The organism is Paenibacillus sp. JT31N17 (genome assembly GCF_056269255.1).
On record NZ_JBWDNP010000017.1, the window covers coordinates 11,531 to 30,673 of the forward strand.

The window sequence follows — 19,143 nt, forward strand, 5'->3', positions numbered from 1 at the left end:
AGGACAGAAGCCCATACAATACATGGTCAAATGTCTATTACCACATAAATGGAGGACAACAAATATGGGTATCCATGGAGGCTACGGAAATTTTGGGCAGGGAGGATTAGGAAGCCACTTCTATAATCAATTCTTTTTCCGCCAGCCTTATATGAAAATATCTTACCCCATGTCTCTTGGGCAGCCAGCCATACCTTACGCAGGATTATCCCGCCACGTATATCCGGAGCAACCAATGGCGCATTGGCGATTGAGTATGCCGACAAAACTATCCTTGCCTACAGATAAGAACGCCATTCGGGGTCCGTTTCATGTGAATGTTCCGGAAGCGGAACTTATCGAATTGCGCAGGCGCATATATGCGACAAAATGGCCTGATCGGGAAACAGTCGCGGATGCATCGCAAGGCGTGCAGCTCGCGACGATTCAGGCACTCGCGCGCTATTGGGCGTCGGATTACGATTGGCGCAAGTGCGAGGCGAAGCTGAACGCCCTGCCGCAGTTCATCACCGAGATCGATGGGCTGGACATTCATTTCATTCACGTTCGTTCGAAGCATAAAGATGCTTTGCCGCTCATCATCACGCATGGATGGCCAGGCTCGATCATCGAGATGCTGAAGATTGTCGAACCGCTTACCAATCCCACGGCATATGGCGCGAAGGCATCGGACGCTTTCCATCTGGTGATTCCGTCGATGCCCGGCTACGGGTTTTCAGGCAAGCCGACCACAACCGGCTGGGGCCCCGTCCGCATCGCACAAGCCTGGGCAGAGCTGATGAAGCGCCTGGGGTACACGAAGTATGTGGCACAGGGCGGCGACTGGGGTGCGATTATCACGGATTTGATGGGTGTACAGGCGCCTCCGGGACTGCTCGGCATTCACTCCAACATGCCTGGCGTAGTTCCGCCCGACCTTGATAAGGAGCTCCAGTGCGGCAGCCCGCTGCCCCCCGGTCTCTCAGACGACGAGAGGCGTGCGTCCCGGCAGCTGGACTTCGTATACAAGCACATCGGCTACGCCAAGATGATGGGGACGCGCCCTCAGACACTGACTGGACTTGCGGATTCGCCCGTCGGTTTGGCAGCCTTTATGCTTGACCATGACGCGCATAGTCTGGAGCTGATCTCTCAGGCCTTTGCCGGACACCCCGGAGGTCTTACGCGAGACGATGTCCTCGACAACATCACGCTCTACTGGCTGACGAATACGGCGATTTCTTCGGCTCGTCTCTATTGGGAAAACAAGTTCTCCTTCTTCGCCGTCAAGGGCGTCTGCATCCCGGTTGCCGTGAGCGTCTTTCCTTACGAGCTCTATCAGGCCCCGCTGACTTGGACGGAGAGGGCGTATCCCAAGCTCATGTATTTCAACAGGCTCGACAAGGGCGGACACTTCGCTGCGTGGGAGCAGCCACAGCTTTTCGCTGCAGAACTCCGTGCAGGGTTCAAATCACTGCGCTAATCGTAGTCAGGTGGTACACGCTCACACGGGTGCTCGTCGTCCCACGCCACACGCGACATCGATTTGAATTTCGATTGGAGAGTTGGCAAAATGCGGTCTCTTTTGCCGCTGTGAAGAAACATTGGGGCGGTTTCAGCAAAAAAACAGCGGCAGCTTCGGACATAATCGAGTCCAAAACTGCCGCTGTTCTTTAATTCAAGCATGCAAGCGGATTTCCCGTGCCTCATCTGCCATTAGCGTCATCTCATCGCTGGCATACTCACCCAGATTCTGGCGCTGCCAGGCTTCCGGTCCGGCCACATTCTGAACCCATGAGGCATACCAGCGGCCCAACATCCTCAGTATCATGGGCTGCAGCAGCACGAATATCAGGCCAACGCCCCCGGCAATCCATGAGCGCTGAGCCGACGACAACTCAATGTTCAAGCGGTCCATCATCCATGCATCGGGGAATAAATTGAAATCGAACAATCGGATGCTCACCTCATAAGCGAGCGGGGACAGCATAACTGCGAATGCCGTTACAGGCAGCACGATTGCGGTCGTGAACGCCGCTATGCCGATAGGGAGCTGAAGGATGCTGTAGACGATGCCCCGATAAGATTGTCCCTCTCTGAATGGAGACAGCAGTGCCAGCCAGCCCTTCTGCCCGGAAACAGGCTCCGTCACAGCGGGAGCGGAATGATGATCGGCCTTGTTGAGCCAGGCTTTCGTGTAGCTGGCTTCCTCTTTCATGAAGCGGCGGCACAGGACCAGCGTCGCCGACAATAGCGGCAGGCCAATCAAAATGACCAATAGCGGCAGGCCCACTGACAGACCGACAATTGCGACTACAAATGCCGCAATTCCTTTCGGGAGTGCCATGACGAGCATTTTCCAAGCCTTGACGGCGCTTTGCTTTTTCATTGTCATAACCACGCTTTCTCGTTTCGTTGCTTCCATTGTAGCCCCGAGAGCCAGCTGTGAGCATCCGCTTGCGGATGGAAAGTAGACCAGACCTAAGTCCAGTTCCGCAGCAGCAAACTGCATCTTCCATTATTTGTAATCTAGTTCATTTCCCCCGGTACTGCATTGGCGCAACCCCCTTGATCGATTTAAAGATTTCCTGGAATATTGAATATCTTCATAGCCCACGGGGATACGGTGCAAAACAAAAAGGAGCCCAAGAATTCCTGGACTCCTCGCCTTAACTCACCGCCTGGGTGAATTCTATTTGGTTGCCTCCGAAATATGCCAGCAAACACCGGATAGATCAATTAAGTTGATTTCACGCTTTCCCCAGGGATAGACTGTCGGCTCTTTTATTTTAACAGGATAATTGTTCTCGCGGACAACTGCTTGTATATGCGTCCACCAGCCATCAAGATCCTCGACAATCAGCTCTACCATGAAATTCTCCTGGAACTCCTGATTATGGAAATTCTGCAGAAAAAATTCCTGTTCCCCCATCCGGAAGATGCTCAATCCGTCATCGGAGTACACTTTCTCAAATCCAAGATCCTCAAAAAATCGCTGCGCAAGCGTATAATCCTGGCCTGATGGAATGAATGGACGAAGTTTAACGGCTTTCATGGTCATCCCTCCTGTATTTGAATGAATCTCAGCAGCGGCTCGATAACCTACAAGCGTTTGGCTGGCATCGGCAGGAACAGCATGGCGATCGGCGTATAGCTTCCTGCTGCAATCGTAAACACGATTTCAACCGATTCCTCGGAATCGCCCGTCCGGTACAGAGCAACGGCTTGACCGCTGTCCTTCAGCGCGCCATCGTTAGCCGCCTGGACGACCTGGCCGTTGACGATAAAGGCTCCGGTATATATGCCGCCCCGGGGGTTAAGCGCAATCAGGGTATGGGGAGCCACATGCTGCAGCCGCATCTTGTACAGGACGCCAAAGTTGCCGGTATTCAGCTCAAGCTGGCCCGTAATTTCGTCAATTCCATCCGTATAGGAGTCCATCGTACGGTCGCCGAGCATAATGCGCTCCGGCTCTTCGCCCAATGTATCGGACATCTCGATAGCCCGGTTTGCTTTGTTGAACGTACCGCGAACATGATGATCGTTGCGCTCCAGAATACTCAAGTTCGGTATCTCTTGAATCGGGTCCTTGGAGGATGCCACGACCACCACGCGGTAGGTCAGCTCTTTGTCCGCATACAGGTCTGCGTAAGCGGTGAAGACATCGCTCTGCTTCAAGGCAATCTTGGATATTTCCGGAAGCAGGGTGACGGATTGCCCCGGCTTGATCGTTGTAGTTGTCGGCGCCGGCCGGGCAACCAGTGAATTCATATAGCGCAGAACCGCCATCTTGCCGGATTTATCCACATAGGGATCCGGTCCGCCTATACCAACCGATCCTGTGCTAACGGTAACCGACGAGCTGTTATTATTGGTCGCGACAAGATAAATCTTTGCCGGATAACCGATTTTGTTAACGTTATGAAACATGAAGCGAACCTGCCCCGTCAACTGCGATACATAGGCTATTCCTTCTCCCGAAAGAACTTCGGGGCTGTTGCTGCGGACAAACTGGGATCCCTCATCCTGAATTTTGTAAGGCAGCGAAGGGTAATCCAGAACGTTTTTGCTCTCCATGGGAAACTTAACGCCTGGCTCCGCAAACAGCTTATAGTATTCATCCTGCGTATAGAGCACTTCATCCGTGACATTGATCGTCTGTGTAACAGAATGGGTCAGTCCCTTGGCATCCTGCACTTCCAACGTGACGGTCTTAAGCCCGGGCTCGAAAAACACGTCATCATCGCCGGTCCAGGTTCTACGGACGATTTCATTGCTGTCATCTGTGCTTAGATCCGTATAGTTGATCTTCTCGCCAAGCCGATACTCCTGCTTATCCGTCGTGAAGCTTGCGACCGGAGGCATATTCTGCGGCTGAACCTCAATCGTGACCGAGTACGGCTCGCTCCACAAGCCATTCACATCCTGAACCTGCCTTGTAATCGTATAGGAACCGGCAGCAGGGAAAACATCCATTCTTCCGGTGTAAAAGTCCTGCACGTAGGGCTGGCCGCTTGGGTTCGTGGACTTGTCGATATAGTTCACTGTCGTCTCCCCTGCGATGATTTCACCCGGCTCGACGGCAAAATCCGCCGTTGGCTGCTTGAGCACATTCCAGGAAAGCGTAATTTGCTTGCCGCTTAAGACCAATGTGCTCTCAGCCAGATTCGACCATGTCCGGACCGGAACCATCAGGGAACCGTTCAGGATATAGGGAGCAATCGCAATCTTGACAGGCAGGCCGTCTCCGTAGACAATCGTGCTGCCGATTTTGAAGATAAGATCGTGATAATCGTTAGCAGCCGTAATTTCTTTGGTGGCCGCGTTATAGGAGACCTTGTAACCGTAAAGCGCAGAGATCGAGCTCAGTGTGATGAATGTTGTGCCATTTTGCACTGTGACCGGCTGGGCCGAATTCATGGTGACGCCATTATGAACCATAACCTTGCTGTTCATTTGAAGGATAACCGTATCCGACATTTCTCCTGCAGCCGTCACGGTTGAATGGGAGATGTTCGCAAACGGCATGATCAGGAAAGATAAAATAAGCAGCCACCTTATTGATTTAAACGTTTTCATTTTTTATCTCCTTCAATTCTCTGAATTACGGATCCACCTGGGCAAAAGACACCAGCAAGCTTCCATGACATGTTTAACGCTTGCTGTCAGGTAAAAGTTGCGTAAGAAATGGAACAGCTTCCATTTTTATGATCATCATGAAGCGAATACTTGTATGATAAATGCCATAAGAACTTAATCTCATTGAATAAGCTGCTGCCGCGGCGAATCATGATAGTAACTTGTTTGGTTAATCTGCCCGTCGAATATATGACTATATATGATTACTGGTTGAGCGGCTTCTTCTAACTATGACAACACAGGAGCTGATCAATAAGGTCAGCAGCACTCCAGTAGTAAACGTGAAGAAGTTAAAAAACAGGACATTTGTATATTGATTTAACCAGCCCCACCTGTAAATCACAGAATCAGGACTTTCGGGTCCTCCCCCTAAATTCTGAATGAGTGCTTGGGCCAAACGATATTCCCCATAGATGCATATGCAGATCAACAGGAGTAAAGCCACGGGCCAGACAACCATGTTTTTTCGATCACGACAACAGGATTGACTGACTTTATAAATGAAAACCAACATGAATAAGTAAACGGGGACAGCAGGATAAACAAAGATCAATCCCAAATTACCATTGCCTGAAACGCCGTCTCCTTTATATGTAAAGGTAAAAAGATCGACCAAAAAAAATAACAAAATAGCCAGGAACAGCGAAGCAAACAGTGTCTTCAACTCGATTTTGAATTGTCTTTGCATATATAAGTCACCGCCTTCAGGGATATATGCAAAACTTATTTTTTCTTCCCGAATTCTGAATTAGCTTATTAACATAGTAAATCACATTTGATTCCATAAAAGAGTAAGCAAAAGAAAGAAGAATTAATAATGCGATCTGAACGGGCAAATGGCCCTTGGAGTAGTCCAGCACTTGAGACGATTTTGATGTAGAAAAGTTGCGGTAATTCCCATAAATTAGGACCATTCCTGTCTCTGTCATGTATATACTTGGATTTTTGAGTATATCCGACTTCACTTGGAACCGTTATTATTCAATCTTGTGAGGAAGAGGTCCACACCAAATAAACGGAATCATGGAGGAATATTAATCGTGAGAAATCTACGTAAAACAATCAAAAAGTCCGGAATTGCTTTGGCCGCTGTCGCAATGTTGAGCATTCCGGCAGCCGCAAGTGCCGCAGCTGATTCGTCGTCTGCCTTAAGAGGAGGAGGAGCTGGCCCGATCCTGACGATTCCGCATGTGCCCATTAACATTCAGTTTCATCTCGGTGACGTCAGGCTGCTTGTTTCCCCGGAATCAAGAATTCTTCCTGTTAACTTCCAGCAAAATATAACTTCGGTAACGGTGATCCCGACAATCGGCTCTGCGGGGGATTTTAAAGCGGAGATCATCAATAACGGGACACAAATTCGTTTTACAAAAAATACCTATGCAAGATACGCAAGCGCAAAAATCGTTCTGACCACTTCCAATAACCTTACCGGCTATTACAACATCACGGAAGAAACGCTTTATTAAGCCGTTTTTACTCATTTATTTCAACCCAGGCCGGCAGCGATTAAAATCGTTGCCCGGCTTTTTTTCTTTATTCCAATAATTGGATAGAAACAAACGTCCTGCGGCTGCGTTTATACATTGCAAAAGAAAACTCTGGAAGAGGAGTCTGAACATGAAGATTAGAAATTGCTTCCTTACAGGCGCTGCATCAGCGCTTATGAGTATGATGCTGGTCCATGCAGCGCCGGTCCATGCCGAGACGAATCCGCCGCCTTCTGTATTTCTGGATGGGCATCCGCTGTCCTTTCAGACTGCGCCGGTTATTGAAGGGGGCTACAGTTTCGTTCCCATGCGCTCAATTTTCGAGGCTGAAGGCGCAAAAATTTCCTGGGATGCGGGTACGCAAACGATTACTGCGGTTAAAGACGGAGCCATCCTTACATACAAAATTGGAGAAAAAACCGCTTATAAAAATCAAGTAAGGCTGGAGCTGCCCGTATCCGGCAAAATTATCGACGGATCTACCATGGTTCCCCTTCGATTTATTAGCGAAACGCTGGGGAATCTCGTAAAATGGCATGAATATTCCCGCTCGATTACGATTTCATCCGTGCATGATTATGAAACCACGATCGAATACGGCGTCAACCTGCGCGTCTCTCCCGGAAAAGATACGGATTCCCCCCTCATCCGAATGCTTTCAAAAAACGAGAGAATCCACGTCATCCGGGAAATAGACGCCGATTGGCTGGAAGTGCAGGCCCAGGATAATACAGTCGGTTTCATCTCGGCCAAACCGCTGTATACCGATTATACGAGCCCGGCGCTAGCCGATAAGCAAGCGGATGAGCTGCTCGCCTTCGGATCCAAATTTCTGGGGACCCCTTACGAGTTCGGAGCCGCCTCCGGCCAGACCGACACGTTCGATTGCTCCTCTTTCGTCCGGTATGTTTTCAGCGAAGCATTATCCATCGATCTGCCGCGAGTCTCCTACGACCAGGCCTTAGAGGGAAACAAGGTCGGGATTGACGAGCTGCGCAAAGGCGATCTTCTGTTCTTCAGTGCCCGCGGGCTCGATATCGGGCATGTGGGGATCTATGCGGGAGACGGCCGTGTTCTTCATACTTATTCAAAAGAGCAGGGCGTTCACTTCGAGGATTTCGATGAAAAGTGGAAGAAACGTTTTGTCACGGCCAGAAGATTATTCTAAACGCTTTCCTGGCTAGAAGAAATGCTTGATTACGCCATCAGAACCTGTAAATTAACTATGGCCGGGAAACGGGTAAAATCGTTTCCCGGCCTTTTTGGTTTCCGTTTGAAATGCAGCATTTCTGCCCCTCAGGTAAGCCAAGGGAAGGGCCTGCCCTGCGGCAAGCCCTTTGGAAGTTCAACGATCATATTCGTTCATATACCATGGAATATCGTACCTCAGCGGTTTTACTGGTGCCGGCAGCCGCTTGTTGTTTTATTCAAATGCTTTTCCCGGTATTGGCCCGGGGTTATGCCCTCCAGTTTGCGGAAATAGCGAATAAAGTTGGCTGGTGTGTTGTATTTCAGCTTTTCGGCGATTTCCGTTATCTTCATATCCGTTTCGGTCAGCCACTGCTGCGCCATCCTCATGCGGTATTCCGCCAAATAATCGCTGAAATTAACGCCCGTTTCCTTGCGGAATACCTTGCTCAAATAATTCGGGCTGTAGTTCATCCGCTTGGCGCAAACCTCCAGCGTTAGATCGGTGTCGAAGCCGGTTTCGATAATGTGGACGATTCCGCTGGAAATGCTCTGATACTGCTCTTCGCGCCGCTGCTCGAGGTGCTGAAGCAGCGGCCCCATCACCTCATGCCGGAACCACAGCTCCACCTCCTTGACCGTCCTCAATTGAAACAGATGAATGAACAGGGACTGCTCCGTCATGTTCAACCGGCCCGGATGCACCCCGGCTTCCTTGAAAGCCTGCAGCATCTGAAGCAGCAGACGTACAAATGACATGAAATATTCCTCATGCGTCCGGTCATCGACGGCGATTGCCTCGATCAATCGGGGCAGCAGCCCGAAAGCCTGTTCCCGGTCCGCAAGCTTCAGCGAGTCAAGCAGCTCGCGTTCGAGGGCATCGGGATAATGCTGCGGCAAGCCCTGTTCCGGCTGCACGTCGCCGATGAACAGAATGGACTCCGCGCCCAGCTTCATCCGGTATTTGAGCGCAGTAAGAGCTTCCCCGTAAGCATGCCGGATTTGCTTGATATCGGCAAAGACCCGGCTGAAACCGATGCTGATCTTCAGCCTCAGGAAGCTGTCGATCGTCTTCATGATTTGCTGCGCCAGCGAGTCGAGCTGATCCTTGAACCGCTGAGGGTCGGATTCCGTACCGCCCAGCAGCGTAATCTGGGATTCTCCCATCACCACGGGGGGCAGTCTCCGCTCCGCCGCAACCAGCTCGGCTACGATGTTGTTGACAGCGAACAGCAGCAGGTCCCGGTCCTGCTCGCGGAAACGCGTATCCGACAGCGTATCGATCTGGACCGCCATCACGCACATGCCGCTCCAGTTCAAAGGATCGCCGAACAGCAGCAGCCTGTCGCGGATTTCCGTCTTGGTCATATCGCTCTGAAACAGCTTGAATACAAAATATTCCTTCACATTGCGGGATTGTCCCTGTACCTCCTGCAGCAGGCGGGATTCCTGCTGCAGCAGTCCGCGAAACCGTTCATTGATCAGGACGAATTCATCACTTGTCGCAGTTGTCCTGTCTGTCTCCGGCAAATTCCGCACAATTTCGTACAGGTTCCGGATCGGCCGGTACATTTTTCTGGAGCCGAGATACGAAATGAGCAGAGCGGCGGCCAATATGCCCAGACACAGGTACAAGGTGAACCAGCCGATATCCCGTGCCTCTTTGTTGAGCTCGTCGATCGAAACGATAGACGTATATACCCAGCCGTTATAGGACGATTTGCGGTAGCTTACCCCTACCCGCTCCTGTCCGATGCGGGACTTATAGAACCCGTACTCCGCTCCCGGCTCATCCGGTTCCCCATCGAGGGGCGGCTCCTCCAGCTGATTGTCCGGCAGACCGCCGTCAATGCCGGAAATAACATGACGCTCTTCGTCCATCACCAGCACCTTGCCGAGCTTCGTATCGCTGCTGATCAGCTTGTTGACCTCGTAAGCCGGAACGGAGAATATAAGCAGTCCCGTAGGATCCGCGGAATAAGCGGGAATCTTTTTGATCAGCTTGACGGTCGTCGGACCGGCTATCCAGAAGGAGGTTCTCGGATCGCGGACCCAGCTCCCGTAACCCTTCAGCTCCTCCGCGGACATCCCGGACAGCCCCGTGCCGTCGACCGACCAGCCGCTCGCCAGACTGATCAGCTGCATGCTCATCATGCCGAGCTCATTGCTTTGCTGCTTGCTCATCGACTCAAGCAGTTCCTTCACCGTGCGCACCCCGCTGCTATTACTGTGCAGCTCTCCCCGCAGGGCGGACGTCACGACCGTTTGATTCATAAACTGGATGGCCGAATAATCGACGAGACGGAGCATCTGCTCGATCTGCGATTCTGTCTGCTGCAGCTGCTGCTGATTGCTCTCGTATACTTTCGTCTGCACGGTTTCAGACGCTTTGAAATAGGAAAAAGCCCCCAGTACAATGACCGGGAACGTCCCTAGCAGCAAGCTGAACCATAAGAGCTTGGATAAAAAAGAAGATGCATACAATTTCATAAATGAAGCCTCCGCCGCTCATGTCTGACGGTCTTTCCCGAGCATTCTTGCCTGCAAGGCCGCAATACCGCGGGAATGTCGGCACATGCGGCGCCTCCCGACCGGACGGGTCCGATGCAGGAGGCGCCTTGGCGGAAAGCCGCGACGTTATTATTTTTGCACGCTATTGTAGGCCTGGGTAAATTCGTCGATGATCTTGTCGCCGCCTTGTTTGCGCCATTCTTCCGTCGCTTTGGCGAAGCCGGCTTCATCGATATCGCCCATGATGAATTTGACGCGGGCATCGTTGATCACCTTGACCAGCTCTGCGCCGATCTCCGAATTAGTCGGGGAGATAAACGGCTCGATCACGCTTGGCACTGCATTCGGCACATTGTCCTTATACAGCTGCTTCACTTTCTTCATTACGTCCGATTCGGTCGGAAACGTCAGGTCCGAAGGCGCGATGCGGAGCTGGCTCAGCGTATCGACCTGATCCTTCCACAGCTGTTCGTTCGTAAACACCGGATTTCCGTTCTCCGTTTTATAATGTACGCCTTCCACCCCGAATGCAAACAGCTTCAAGACTTCCGGATCCATGTTTTTGTCGAAATACGTCAGGATCTGCTTCAGATCCTCTTCCGTCTTGACGCTGGATTTCGGGAACATGAATACGCCGGAATAGCCGGAGTTCGCAGGCAGCTTGTCGCCGCTTGGCCCCTCGAGCCCGAGCACGAAATCGATCTTGGCCTCCGGATTCAGCTTGAACAGATCCGAATGCTTGGCGTTCGCGTCGTCGATGCTGGAAATATACAACCCCGCTTTGCCCTGATTGATGTTGTCCTGAAGCTTCGTCCCCTTGACCGCGCCAAAATCCTGGTTGAGCAGCTTCTCCTCGTACATTTTTCTGAGCAGCTTAAGCGCTTCCATATATTCGTCCGTCATAAAGTCCGGCGTAACCTTGCCGTCCTTGACGCCCCACTGGTTGAAGCCGCCCATCGCCGTCTCGATCACGACGGTCGTATCCGTCATCAGGTTGTCGTCCGACAGCGACAGGCCGAACGTGTCATTCTTGCCGTTCTTGTCCGGATCGTCCAGAGTAAAAGCCTTGGCAATCGTATACAAGTCGTCGACCTTCTCCGGCTGCTGGAGTCCCAGATTGTCGAGCCAGTCCTGACGGAAAATAACTCCTTTGCGCGCCAGCGGGCGGTCGCGGTAGATGCCGTAAATTTTGCCGTCGACGGAAATATTGTTGGCGATCTGGTCGTTCCAGTATTTCTGCAAATTCGGATAATCCTTGATATACGGGCCGATCTCCCAGAAGGCCCCGGAGCGGACCGCATTAATGATGGCTGCATTCTTGTTGTCCAGTACAACCATCACCTGCGGGAGATTGCCGGAAGCGAGCATCACATTCAACTTGTCGTTATACGTCGTTCCGGGAATGAACGTCACATCCAGCTTAACGCCCAGTTTCTCCTGCAGCGCCTTGAAGGCGGCGTTGGAATCGTCCGTCGTCGGCGGCTGAGCGGAATAGAACGGCGACATCATGCTGATCCCGACCGTCTGCGGAGCTGCCTCTCCGGTTGGTGCGGCAGCGTTGTTGCCGCTGTTTCCCGCTTCTCCACCGCAAGCGCTAAGCAGGGACAGAGCCGCAATCGCGGCTACGCCGGCGCCTGCCATTTTCATTTTCAACCTTCTCGTCTTTCTCATTGAACACCCTCCGTTATTGTAATTATATAAGAAGAAACGGCTGCCGCCGACACCGGCGGCGGTGCAGCTGGTTTCTTCCTGAAACCTTATAGAAATTTATAGACCTGAAACTTGCAGATCCGATAAGGGAAGAAGAACCGGCTGCCGCCGACCGGCGGTGCAGTTCGTTTCTCCCCGCTGCATATAAGACAGCCCGTATATGCTCAGAGGCCGGTTATCCTTTTACCGAGCCGAGCAGTACGCCCTTGGCAAAATGCTTCTGCAGCAGCGGATAAAGCAGAAGGACCGGCAGCGCCGCCACCACGATAACCGAATATTTGATGCTCTCCGGCGGAACGACGACCTCCGACAACGCCCCGGCGTCGCCGAAGCCGCCCGCCGACAGCATGACAATCTGGCGCAGCCACACCTGAATCGGCCACATATTCGAATCGTTGATATAAATGACCGCGCTGAAGAATGAATTCCAGTGCCCTACGGCATAAAACAGCGCGAAGGTCGCCATCGCCGGCAGCGACAGCGGCAGCACGATAGAGAATAGAATGCGCAGCTCGTTGCAGCCGTCGATTTTGGCCGATTCCTCCAGCCCTTCGGGAAGCTGCTGGAAGAAGTTGCGCAGCAGGATCAGATTGAACGCGCTGATCGCGGACGGAATCCAGAGCGACCAGTACGTATCCAGCATGCTGAAGCTTTTGACGACGAGGTACGTCGGAATGATGCCCCCGTTGAAGAGCATCGTAAATACGACAAGCAGCATGATCTTGCTCCGCCCGCGCAGCGTTTTTTTGGAGAGCGGATAGGCCATCAGCGTCGTCATCAGGAGGTTGATGAAGGTTCCGACGACGGTGATGAGCACGGTGTTCAGCAAGCTTTGGTAAATAACTTTTGTGGCAAAAATAAACCGGTACGCATCCCATGAAATATTCGTCGGAATAAACACGATTTTTTTGACGAGCAGCTCCTCCGAGCTGACCAGCGAACCGGATATGACAAACAGAAACGGCAGGACGGTAATAAGGCCGATAACCGCCAGCAGCGTATAATTGGCCGCGTCGAACGCTCTGCCGCCCCATGTGCGATTCCCCAAGCTAATACACCCCTTCCTCGCCGAATTTCTTCACCAGCGTATTGGCTGACAGAACGAGAATGAGGCTGACGACCGATTTGAACAGTCCGACTGTGGTGCTGTAGCTGAACTGCGCATTGAGCAGGCCGGATGTATAGGCATACGTATCGAACACTTCCGCCACGTCGCGGTTTCCGGAATTCAGCATCAGGAAAATTTGCTCGAAGCCCGAATCGAGAAAGCTGCCCAGCCGCAGAATAAGGAGAATCACGATCGTCGTCTTGAGCGCGGGCAGCGTGATATGCCATAATTGCTGCCAGCGGTTGGCGCCGTCAATGCGTGCGGCTTCGTACTGCTGCAGGTCGACGCCAGCCAGCGCTGCCAGAAAAATAACCGTCCCCCAGCCCATTTCCTTCCAGATGACCTGCGAGGTGATCATCGTGCGGAACCAGTCCGGGCTCAGCAGGAAGTTGATTTTGTCCCCGCCGATGGAAGCGAGCGCTTCGTTGACGATCCCTCCTTCCGTAGTCAGCATCGTGTAGGTCAACCCGGCCACGACGACCCATGAAATAAAATGCGGAACGTAAATGACCGTCTGCACAATCCGCTTGTATGCCTGCTTCCGCACCTCGTTCAGCATAAGCGCCAATATAATAGGCAGCGGGAAGAAGAAGAGCAGATTGTACACCGCCAGCACCAGTGTATTGCGGAACAGCATCCAGAAGGCCGGATCGGCGAAGAAGCGCTGGAAATGCTTCAAGCCGACCCATTGGCTGTGCAGAATGCCCGCAAACGGCTGATAGTCCTGAAATGCAATAACGACGCCAAGCATCGGCAGATACTTGAACAACACAAAAAATAAGAGGCCGGGAAGCAGCATGGCATACAGCAGTTTCTCCTTGCCAATATCCAGCAACAGCTGCCTGAAATATCCCCGTTCGGACGGTTGCGGCCAGGTTATGCTGCCGTCCGCCCGGTTCCCCGGCTTTGAAGCCGCTGCCCTTCTCATCTTGAACCCACCTTTCCCTGAAAACGTTGACATCCCCATCGTAATGCCGTGCTTCCGTTTCCGTCGATAATCATTATGTTCCCAGTTGCCCGCATGAAAGGCAAAAGCGGTAAATAACGGGCAAGAATATTCATTTTCTGCCACTTGCTTATCATCTTCTATTCAGTCCCGCATGGGATGACGATTAATGCGGGCATGCCTTCATAGACAGTTGTCCCGTCGCAGACGATCTCGCAATGAGCCGGCTTCATATGGATGTCGATGCGGCGTCCCCTGTGCATATATCCCGTGATGGAAACCCGTCCCTCGGAGGGCGGCTGCGGAAAAACCTTAAGCGATCCGTCCGGAGCGGGCTGCAGACCTGCCATTCCGAACAAAATGGCTTCGGCGCCGGACAGGCCGGCGATGACGTTAGCCCGTTTATGAGCCGGCACCGCCGGACGGTCGCAGTAATGCTCCTGGGGAAAATACGGCAAATGCCGCCCCATCCATAGCAATCTCCTTAATACATCCCAAGCCTTCGCGGATTCGCCGGTTTCCCATAAGATAAGGGCAAGCATGGCCGCTTCTCCCGTATAGCAGCCTCCGCCCGACCAATCCGGATCGTTCAACTCATAATGCAGCGGATCTTCCGCCGAAATGCTGCTCACTCCATAAGGAGCGAGAAACGCGCCTTCCCGCAGATGCGACAACAGCGCCTCCTTCATCGATTCGGTGCACACGCCCATCCGCAGGGCATCGTATGCCTGGATCGTGTACACACGTTCCTGATGCCCGTCCGGGTAGACGCAATTGAACCACCCCGCCTCTTCATCCCACAGATGATCCCGGATCGACTGCCGGATCCGCTCAGCCTTGCCCCGCCATAACGCCGCTTGTTCGACCGCGGCTTGTCCGGTCGGCGCGTTCCCTTGAGCCTCTTCCTCCCCGGCTTCCATCTGCCCGGCTTCCATCTGCCCGGCTTTCCGGCCTGGACGGGCATTTTCGCCGCTATCCCGAACATCCGGGTGTTCGGCCAGGTCCGCCAGCAGTTCATAGCACCAGGCCCGCTCGGCGTTGGGACTTGCGACGATATGCTCATGCGCGGCGCTTCTCATTTCCAGCAAATTATGCTGGCTGCCGTAATCGAGCAGCTCCCAGCGGGCTGGAAACCTCTCCTCCTCGCTCAGCAGCAGCCTGTGCATCGTCCCGTACAGCTGGCGTCCTTCGCCGTTCTGCTGCATATTGCTCCACACCAGATTAAAGAACGACCACATATTGTAGGAATAGGGCACGTCCTTGCCAGCGCCGCTTGGCGAAAATCTTGAATGGCTCTCGATGCCGCTATTGGCCATAAGCGTCGCCAGCTCAATCATTTTGCCGCTGCCGATCATCATGGCCAGCATTCTTCCCGCGTAGCCGCCCGTATCCCACGGATAGCAGCAAACTCCCGCACCCTCCATGCCGGACACAACCGGGAAAGGCGACATGGCGAAATCCGGATGCTCCCACAGGCAGACCAATCCGCTGGCAAGGGAACGGTTATAATATTCGTCCAGCCCGGAAATATCGCTTTCCAGACGGGGCACGAACCCGCACATCCGTTCAATACGCTCCCGCCAGACATCTTCCGTCCGTTTCTCCCAATCCGCCAAGCTTCCGGGCGGACATTCCTCGCCGCAGCGCGTCAGCACAACGGACAAGCGGTATACCGCTTCCTCGCCCGGCGCCAGCAGGGATGGCTGCACGTCGTCCTGAAGCAGCGTCAGCCGCACTTCACCATTCTCCCAAATACCGGGGGCGATCATCTGCGCCGGTTCTCCCGGCTCAGGGTGCCCATAATCCCAGTCCTCCAGCGGCTGGAAGCGGAGGCGCCCCGGCGTCAGACGAGGCTTAACGCCAACCTGCATGCTCCGGTCCGTGCGGTTGACGATTGCCGCGCTCAGCACAAACCCGGCGTTGTCCGCCAGCGGTACGAGACTGCTCCGGAAGGATAAGGAGATGAGCCGGCCTTCGTGCATATAGTGATACGTGCCTCGGCGCGTAATCCGGTCCGGCCGCCACTCGCCCCCTGCGTACAGCAGCCCGCAGTCCCCCTTCCCCAAATTCCCGGTATCGCTAACCGCATGCCCGTCGGCCTCGATATCCAGCAGCAGCTGAACGTCGCGCGCCGCGAACGGCGGGGAGAACAAGCCTTTCACGCCTGCCGCCGTGTTGGCAAGGGGAGCGACCGTGCCTCTGCCGCTTCCCACCCAGATATGATTGGCTGGTGCGAGGCTCGCCCGCAAATCGAAAGCAAAGTCATCCAATTGAAAATTCATCGTCTCACCGGTCCTTACACTGCAGTTTGCATTGTCCGCGGGAATATGTTTATGGCACGGACATTGCCCTTCTTCATCGTAAGGACGGTTCCGGTTCAGGTCGATATTCATTTCCGGGGCATTTTGGGCGTTCCTCGGAGGGATGAGGCTTTTGAAGGCGCATCGTATTCAATTTCTTTTGCGGAGCATTCATTTCCGGCCTGTGAAGCGGGGGTTGAAATCAGGCGTGAGCGTTATGCGGGCTTGCACCGCGCTGATCAAGTCATGCTGCAGCCCTTTCGGCATCAAACCTTCTTCTCAAAAATTGTTCTAGACAAATTATGATCCAGATTCCCCCATACGCTCACCAAAACCCCCATTTCCCTTGAAAACAGGCACTTCATCCGGAGAAAAGGAAAAATTTATATAGACAAATTAACCGAAGCTTTACATGCAGTTAGCATTCGTCGCACTTTTCTTTATTCCCTACTAACATTCGGCACTTATGCTGAATACAGGTGATCATCCTAAGTTGTGGCCATGGCAAGGAGTGAATGGAGTCCATTATGACAAATCGTTATTCAGATATCTGCGCTACTCTCATCCGGGAAATTGATCAGGGACTCTTCAATGAAGGCGAGAGACTGCCGACGGAGAAGGAGCTGTGCAGCCGGTTCGAGGTAAGCCGGGAAACGATCCGCAGATCACTCAAGCAATTGATCGAGCTTGGGCGGATTCACGGCATCCAGGGGTCGGGTTATTATGTGCGGCGTCAGGGCCAGCATATGAAAAGCACCATCAACCGCTTTTCCAGCATCACCGAGCTGATTCGAAACGCGAATTTGACCGAGGGCGATCTGGAGGTTCAGATTTTCAAACGCAAGCCCGATGCGCAGGAGATTCAACTGCTGGATCTGAACAGCCAGGACGTTGTATTTGTCATCGACCGGATTCGAACGGCCAACCGCGAGCCGGTGGTCTATTCCAAAAACATCCTTCCCCAAAGTATTGTGGGAGCCGATTTTCCGGAGAAGTTCGAGCCCGGCTCATTGACCAAATGCCTCAGTCAGAAGTATGGCATTACGATCTCGGAGGCGCTGATGGAAATATGCGCCGTGACGGACGAGGACATGCTCCCGTATCGTCTGAAGATGAGCAATTCCCCCCTGCTGAAATTCATTCAGGTGCATTACGATGCCAAGGGGGCGCCGGTCTTTCTCTCGTACGATTTTATGCGCAACGATATGATCCGTTTTTTTGTCAGGCGCACCTGAGATTCGGCTTCGCGATTTCATCGCCTGAGCATCCGATTGTCCAAAATTCATTTGTCGAGGAGAATGCTACGTGAAAATCCAGCCCATGCTTCACTGGAAGTACACTGCCGCAATTATTGCCGTACTGACTCTGCTGCTTTCCGGATGCGGACAGGCCGTTCAGGAAACAGCCAACAATACGAAACAGGTGGAAAGCGGCCAGAACCCCAATACGGCCTCGGATATCGATACAGGCGGCACGAAGGAGAACATCGTTCAGACGACCGGAGATGTGGAAATCGTGCCGATCGAAGTCATGACACCCGACTCCTCCGCTCCGGCCCGGGCGAACAATTTCATTAAAGCTGCCGATATGCTCAATGCCCAGCTGGAAAAGGAAAACGCCAAGCAGCGGGTCAAGGTCAACGCCGTCGTTAAGCCGCTGGCGGACGAGGATTTCAAGCAAAATTTCATCTTTGCCTCCAAATCGGGCAATGCCTCCGATATCTATGCGACCACCTTTTCCAATATCGGCTGGATGGCGGACGGGGATTATCTGCTGAATCTCGACGGAATTGAGAAAGAAGACGTCTTCAAAAACCAGATTGCCGGCTACTGGGATGCGGTGACCTGGGATAAGAGCGTCTGGGGCGTCATTCAGGATACGGAAGCCCGCCCGGTCTATTTCTGGAAGCCTGCGCTGAAGAAGCTTGGCTGGACGGATGAAGAGATCACGGAGCTGCCGGGCAAGGTCGAGAAGGGCGAATTCACGATGGACGACATGGACAAGATCGCCAAGGACGCCGTCGACCAGAAGATTGTCCAGAACGGGTTTGTGCCGACTACCGGCCAGAGCGACCTGGCTCTCCTCTTCTACAGTCACAATGTGGAGATGTATGATCAGGAGAAGGCTGAATATGTGCTGGATAAAGCCCATATGACCGATACGCTGCAGTGGATCAAACAGCTGCTCGATTCCAAGGTGCTGCCTGCAGCTGCACTCGCAGCTCCCAAGGACGACAACCTGAAGGCAATGATCAACGGAGAAACGATGTTCATGGTCGCCGGCGTCTGGGATGAAGCGAAATGGAGAACGCGCGGCATGGAGAAAACGCAGGGGAACGTTTCGACGGACTTCATTATGCAAAATATCGGCGTCATGCTGATGCCTCCTACGGAGAAAGGCGGCAAGCCCGTCACCGTATCCGGACCGTGGACATACGTCGTCAGCAAGCAAACGAAGTACCCGGAGCTGGCCAAACGCCTGCTGACCTATGTCAGCGCGCCGGAGCTGCAGAAGGAGCATGATGAGCAAAGCTCGCATCTTCCGTTCACGAAGGAGGGTCAGGAGCAGATCAAGGACAATGTATGGCTGAATGCCAACAGCTATTTGATCAACTATTCGAAATTTATTCCGAATGATCCCGACCAGCCCAAATTCGCAAAAATTTATACGGATGCCATCAAAAACATCACTTCAGGCAAAAGCCCCGAAGAAACGGTGAAATGGATGGAAGAGCAAATGAAGCTGAATCTTGACAAATTTACGGTAAAGTGA

General features: G+C 52.9%; 14 protein-coding genes. 6 read left to right on the plus strand and 8 right to left on the minus strand.

Translation table 11 applies throughout. The features are described from left to right. Positions 1 to 256: 256 nt before the first annotated feature. The gene (locus tag AC0YOB_RS32210) at positions 257 to 1,462 is read left to right on the plus strand and encodes an epoxide hydrolase family protein (RefSeq protein WP_475796268.1); all 1,206 of its coding nucleotides are present in this window, start codon (positions 257 to 259) and stop codon (positions 1,460 to 1,462) included. A gap of 195 nt (positions 1,463 to 1,657) precedes the next feature. Here the strand turns inward: AC0YOB_RS32210 and AC0YOB_RS32215 are convergent, their stop codons facing one another. From AC0YOB_RS32215 to AC0YOB_RS32225, 3 genes are all read right to left on the minus strand, one after another. Continuing rightward, positions 1,658 to 2,374 (minus strand): sensor domain-containing protein, encoded by a 717-nt coding sequence (locus AC0YOB_RS32215; protein ID WP_475796269.1) that lies wholly within the window; start codon positions 2,372 to 2,374, stop codon positions 1,658 to 1,660. 297 nt (positions 2,375 to 2,671) lie between these two features. After that, positions 2,672 to 3,034 (minus strand): VOC family protein, encoded by a 363-nt coding sequence (locus AC0YOB_RS32220; RefSeq protein WP_475786705.1) that lies wholly within the window; start codon positions 3,032 to 3,034, stop codon positions 2,672 to 2,674. Between the two features lie 47 nt (positions 3,035 to 3,081). Beyond that, entirely contained in the window at positions 3,082 to 5,058 is a 1,977-nt protein-coding gene (locus AC0YOB_RS32225; protein WP_475796270.1) for a stalk domain-containing protein, read from the minus strand. Between the two features lie 1,100 nt (positions 5,059 to 6,158). Here AC0YOB_RS32225 and AC0YOB_RS32230 point away from each other — a divergent pair. Then, positions 6,159 to 6,587, plus strand: coding sequence for a hypothetical protein (locus AC0YOB_RS32230; RefSeq protein ID WP_475796271.1), 429 nt, complete (start codon positions 6,159 to 6,161; stop codon positions 6,585 to 6,587). Positions 6,588 to 6,738: 151 nt separating this feature from the next. Then, positions 6,739 to 7,776 carry a stalk domain-containing protein gene (locus AC0YOB_RS32235; protein WP_475796272.1) on the plus strand — a complete coding sequence of 346 codons (1,038 nt, stop codon included), beginning with the start codon at positions 6,739 to 6,741 and terminating at the stop codon, positions 7,774 to 7,776. Positions 7,777 to 8,003: 227 nt separating this feature from the next. Here the strand turns inward: AC0YOB_RS32235 and AC0YOB_RS32240 are convergent, their stop codons facing one another. The 5 genes from AC0YOB_RS32240 to AC0YOB_RS32260 form a co-directional block, all read right to left on the minus strand. Further along, a complete protein-coding gene (locus AC0YOB_RS32240; protein WP_475796273.1) occupies positions 8,004 to 10,286 on the minus strand; it encodes a helix-turn-helix domain-containing protein in 2,283 nt (760 codons plus the stop codon). Positions 10,287 to 10,436: 150 nt separating this feature from the next. Continuing rightward, positions 10,437 to 11,978 carry an extracellular solute-binding protein gene (locus tag AC0YOB_RS32245; protein ID WP_475796274.1) on the minus strand — a complete coding sequence of 514 codons (1,542 nt, stop codon included), beginning with the start codon at positions 11,976 to 11,978 and terminating at the stop codon, positions 10,437 to 10,439. 214 nt (positions 11,979 to 12,192) lie between these two features. Next, positions 12,193 to 13,071, minus strand: a complete 879-nt coding sequence (locus AC0YOB_RS32250; protein WP_475772380.1) for a carbohydrate ABC transporter permease — start codon at positions 13,069 to 13,071, stop codon at positions 12,193 to 12,195. Further along, positions 13,067 to 14,053, minus strand: a complete 987-nt coding sequence (locus AC0YOB_RS32255; RefSeq protein ID WP_475796275.1) for an ABC transporter permease — start codon at positions 14,051 to 14,053, stop codon at positions 13,067 to 13,069. Before AC0YOB_RS32255 ends, AC0YOB_RS32250 begins: the two co-directional genes overlap by 5 nt. Before the next feature lie 158 nt (positions 14,054 to 14,211). Continuing rightward, a complete protein-coding gene (locus tag AC0YOB_RS32260) occupies positions 14,212 to 16,353 on the minus strand; it encodes an MGH1-like glycoside hydrolase domain-containing protein (protein WP_475796276.1) in 2,142 nt (713 codons plus the stop codon). A gap of 51 nt (positions 16,354 to 16,404) precedes the next feature. On the opposite strand from AC0YOB_RS32260, the gene AC0YOB_RS32265 reads away from it, so the two are divergent. The 3 genes from AC0YOB_RS32265 (at position 16,405) to AC0YOB_RS32275 (ending at position 19,143) form a co-directional block, all read left to right on the plus strand. Continuing rightward, positions 16,405 to 16,677 carry a hypothetical protein gene (locus AC0YOB_RS32265; protein WP_475796277.1) on the plus strand — a complete coding sequence of 91 codons (273 nt, stop codon included), beginning with the start codon at positions 16,405 to 16,407 and terminating at the stop codon, positions 16,675 to 16,677. A gap of 221 nt (positions 16,678 to 16,898) precedes the next feature. Then, positions 16,899 to 17,606, plus strand: coding sequence for a GntR family transcriptional regulator (locus AC0YOB_RS32270; protein ID WP_475772316.1), 708 nt, complete (start codon positions 16,899 to 16,901; stop codon positions 17,604 to 17,606). Between the two features lie 70 nt (positions 17,607 to 17,676). After that, complete coding sequence (locus AC0YOB_RS32275; RefSeq protein WP_475796278.1) at positions 17,677 to 19,143, plus strand: ABC transporter substrate-binding protein; 1,467 nt, start codon at positions 17,677 to 17,679, stop codon at positions 19,141 to 19,143.

Bases quoted from the DNA above. Each gene is read 5' to 3' on its own strand.
- AC0YOB_RS32210 (WP_475796268.1), top strand. From the start codon at position 257: ATGCCGACAAAACTATCCTTGCCTACAGATAAGAACGCCATTCGGGGT.
- AC0YOB_RS32215 (WP_475796269.1), bottom strand. From the start codon at position 2,374: ATGACAATGAAAAAGCAAAGCGCCGTCAAGGCTTGGAAAATGCTCGTC.
- AC0YOB_RS32220 (WP_475786705.1), bottom strand. From the start codon at position 3,034: ATGAAAGCCGTTAAACTTCGTCCATTCATTCCATCAGGCCAGGATTAT.
- AC0YOB_RS32225 (WP_475796270.1), bottom strand. From the start codon at position 5,058: ATGAAAACGTTTAAATCAATAAGGTGGCTGCTTATTTTATCTTTCCTG.
- AC0YOB_RS32235 (WP_475796272.1), top strand. From the start codon at position 6,739: ATGAAGATTAGAAATTGCTTCCTTACAGGCGCTGCATCAGCGCTTATG.
- AC0YOB_RS32240 (WP_475796273.1), bottom strand. From the start codon at position 10,286: ATGAAATTGTATGCATCTTCTTTTTTATCCAAGCTCTTATGGTTCAGC.
- AC0YOB_RS32245 (WP_475796274.1), bottom strand. From the start codon at position 11,978: ATGAGAAAGACGAGAAGGTTGAAAATGAAAATGGCAGGCGCCGGCGTA.
- AC0YOB_RS32255 (WP_475796275.1), bottom strand. From the start codon at position 14,053: ATGAGAAGGGCAGCGGCTTCAAAGCCGGGGAACCGGGCGGACGGCAGC.
- AC0YOB_RS32260 (WP_475796276.1), bottom strand. From the start codon at position 16,353: ATGAATTTTCAATTGGATGACTTTGCTTTCGATTTGCGGGCGAGCCTC.
- AC0YOB_RS32265 (WP_475796277.1), top strand. From the start codon at position 16,405: ATGGCACGGACATTGCCCTTCTTCATCGTAAGGACGGTTCCGGTTCAG.
- AC0YOB_RS32270 (WP_475772316.1), top strand. From the start codon at position 16,899: ATGACAAATCGTTATTCAGATATCTGCGCTACTCTCATCCGGGAAATT.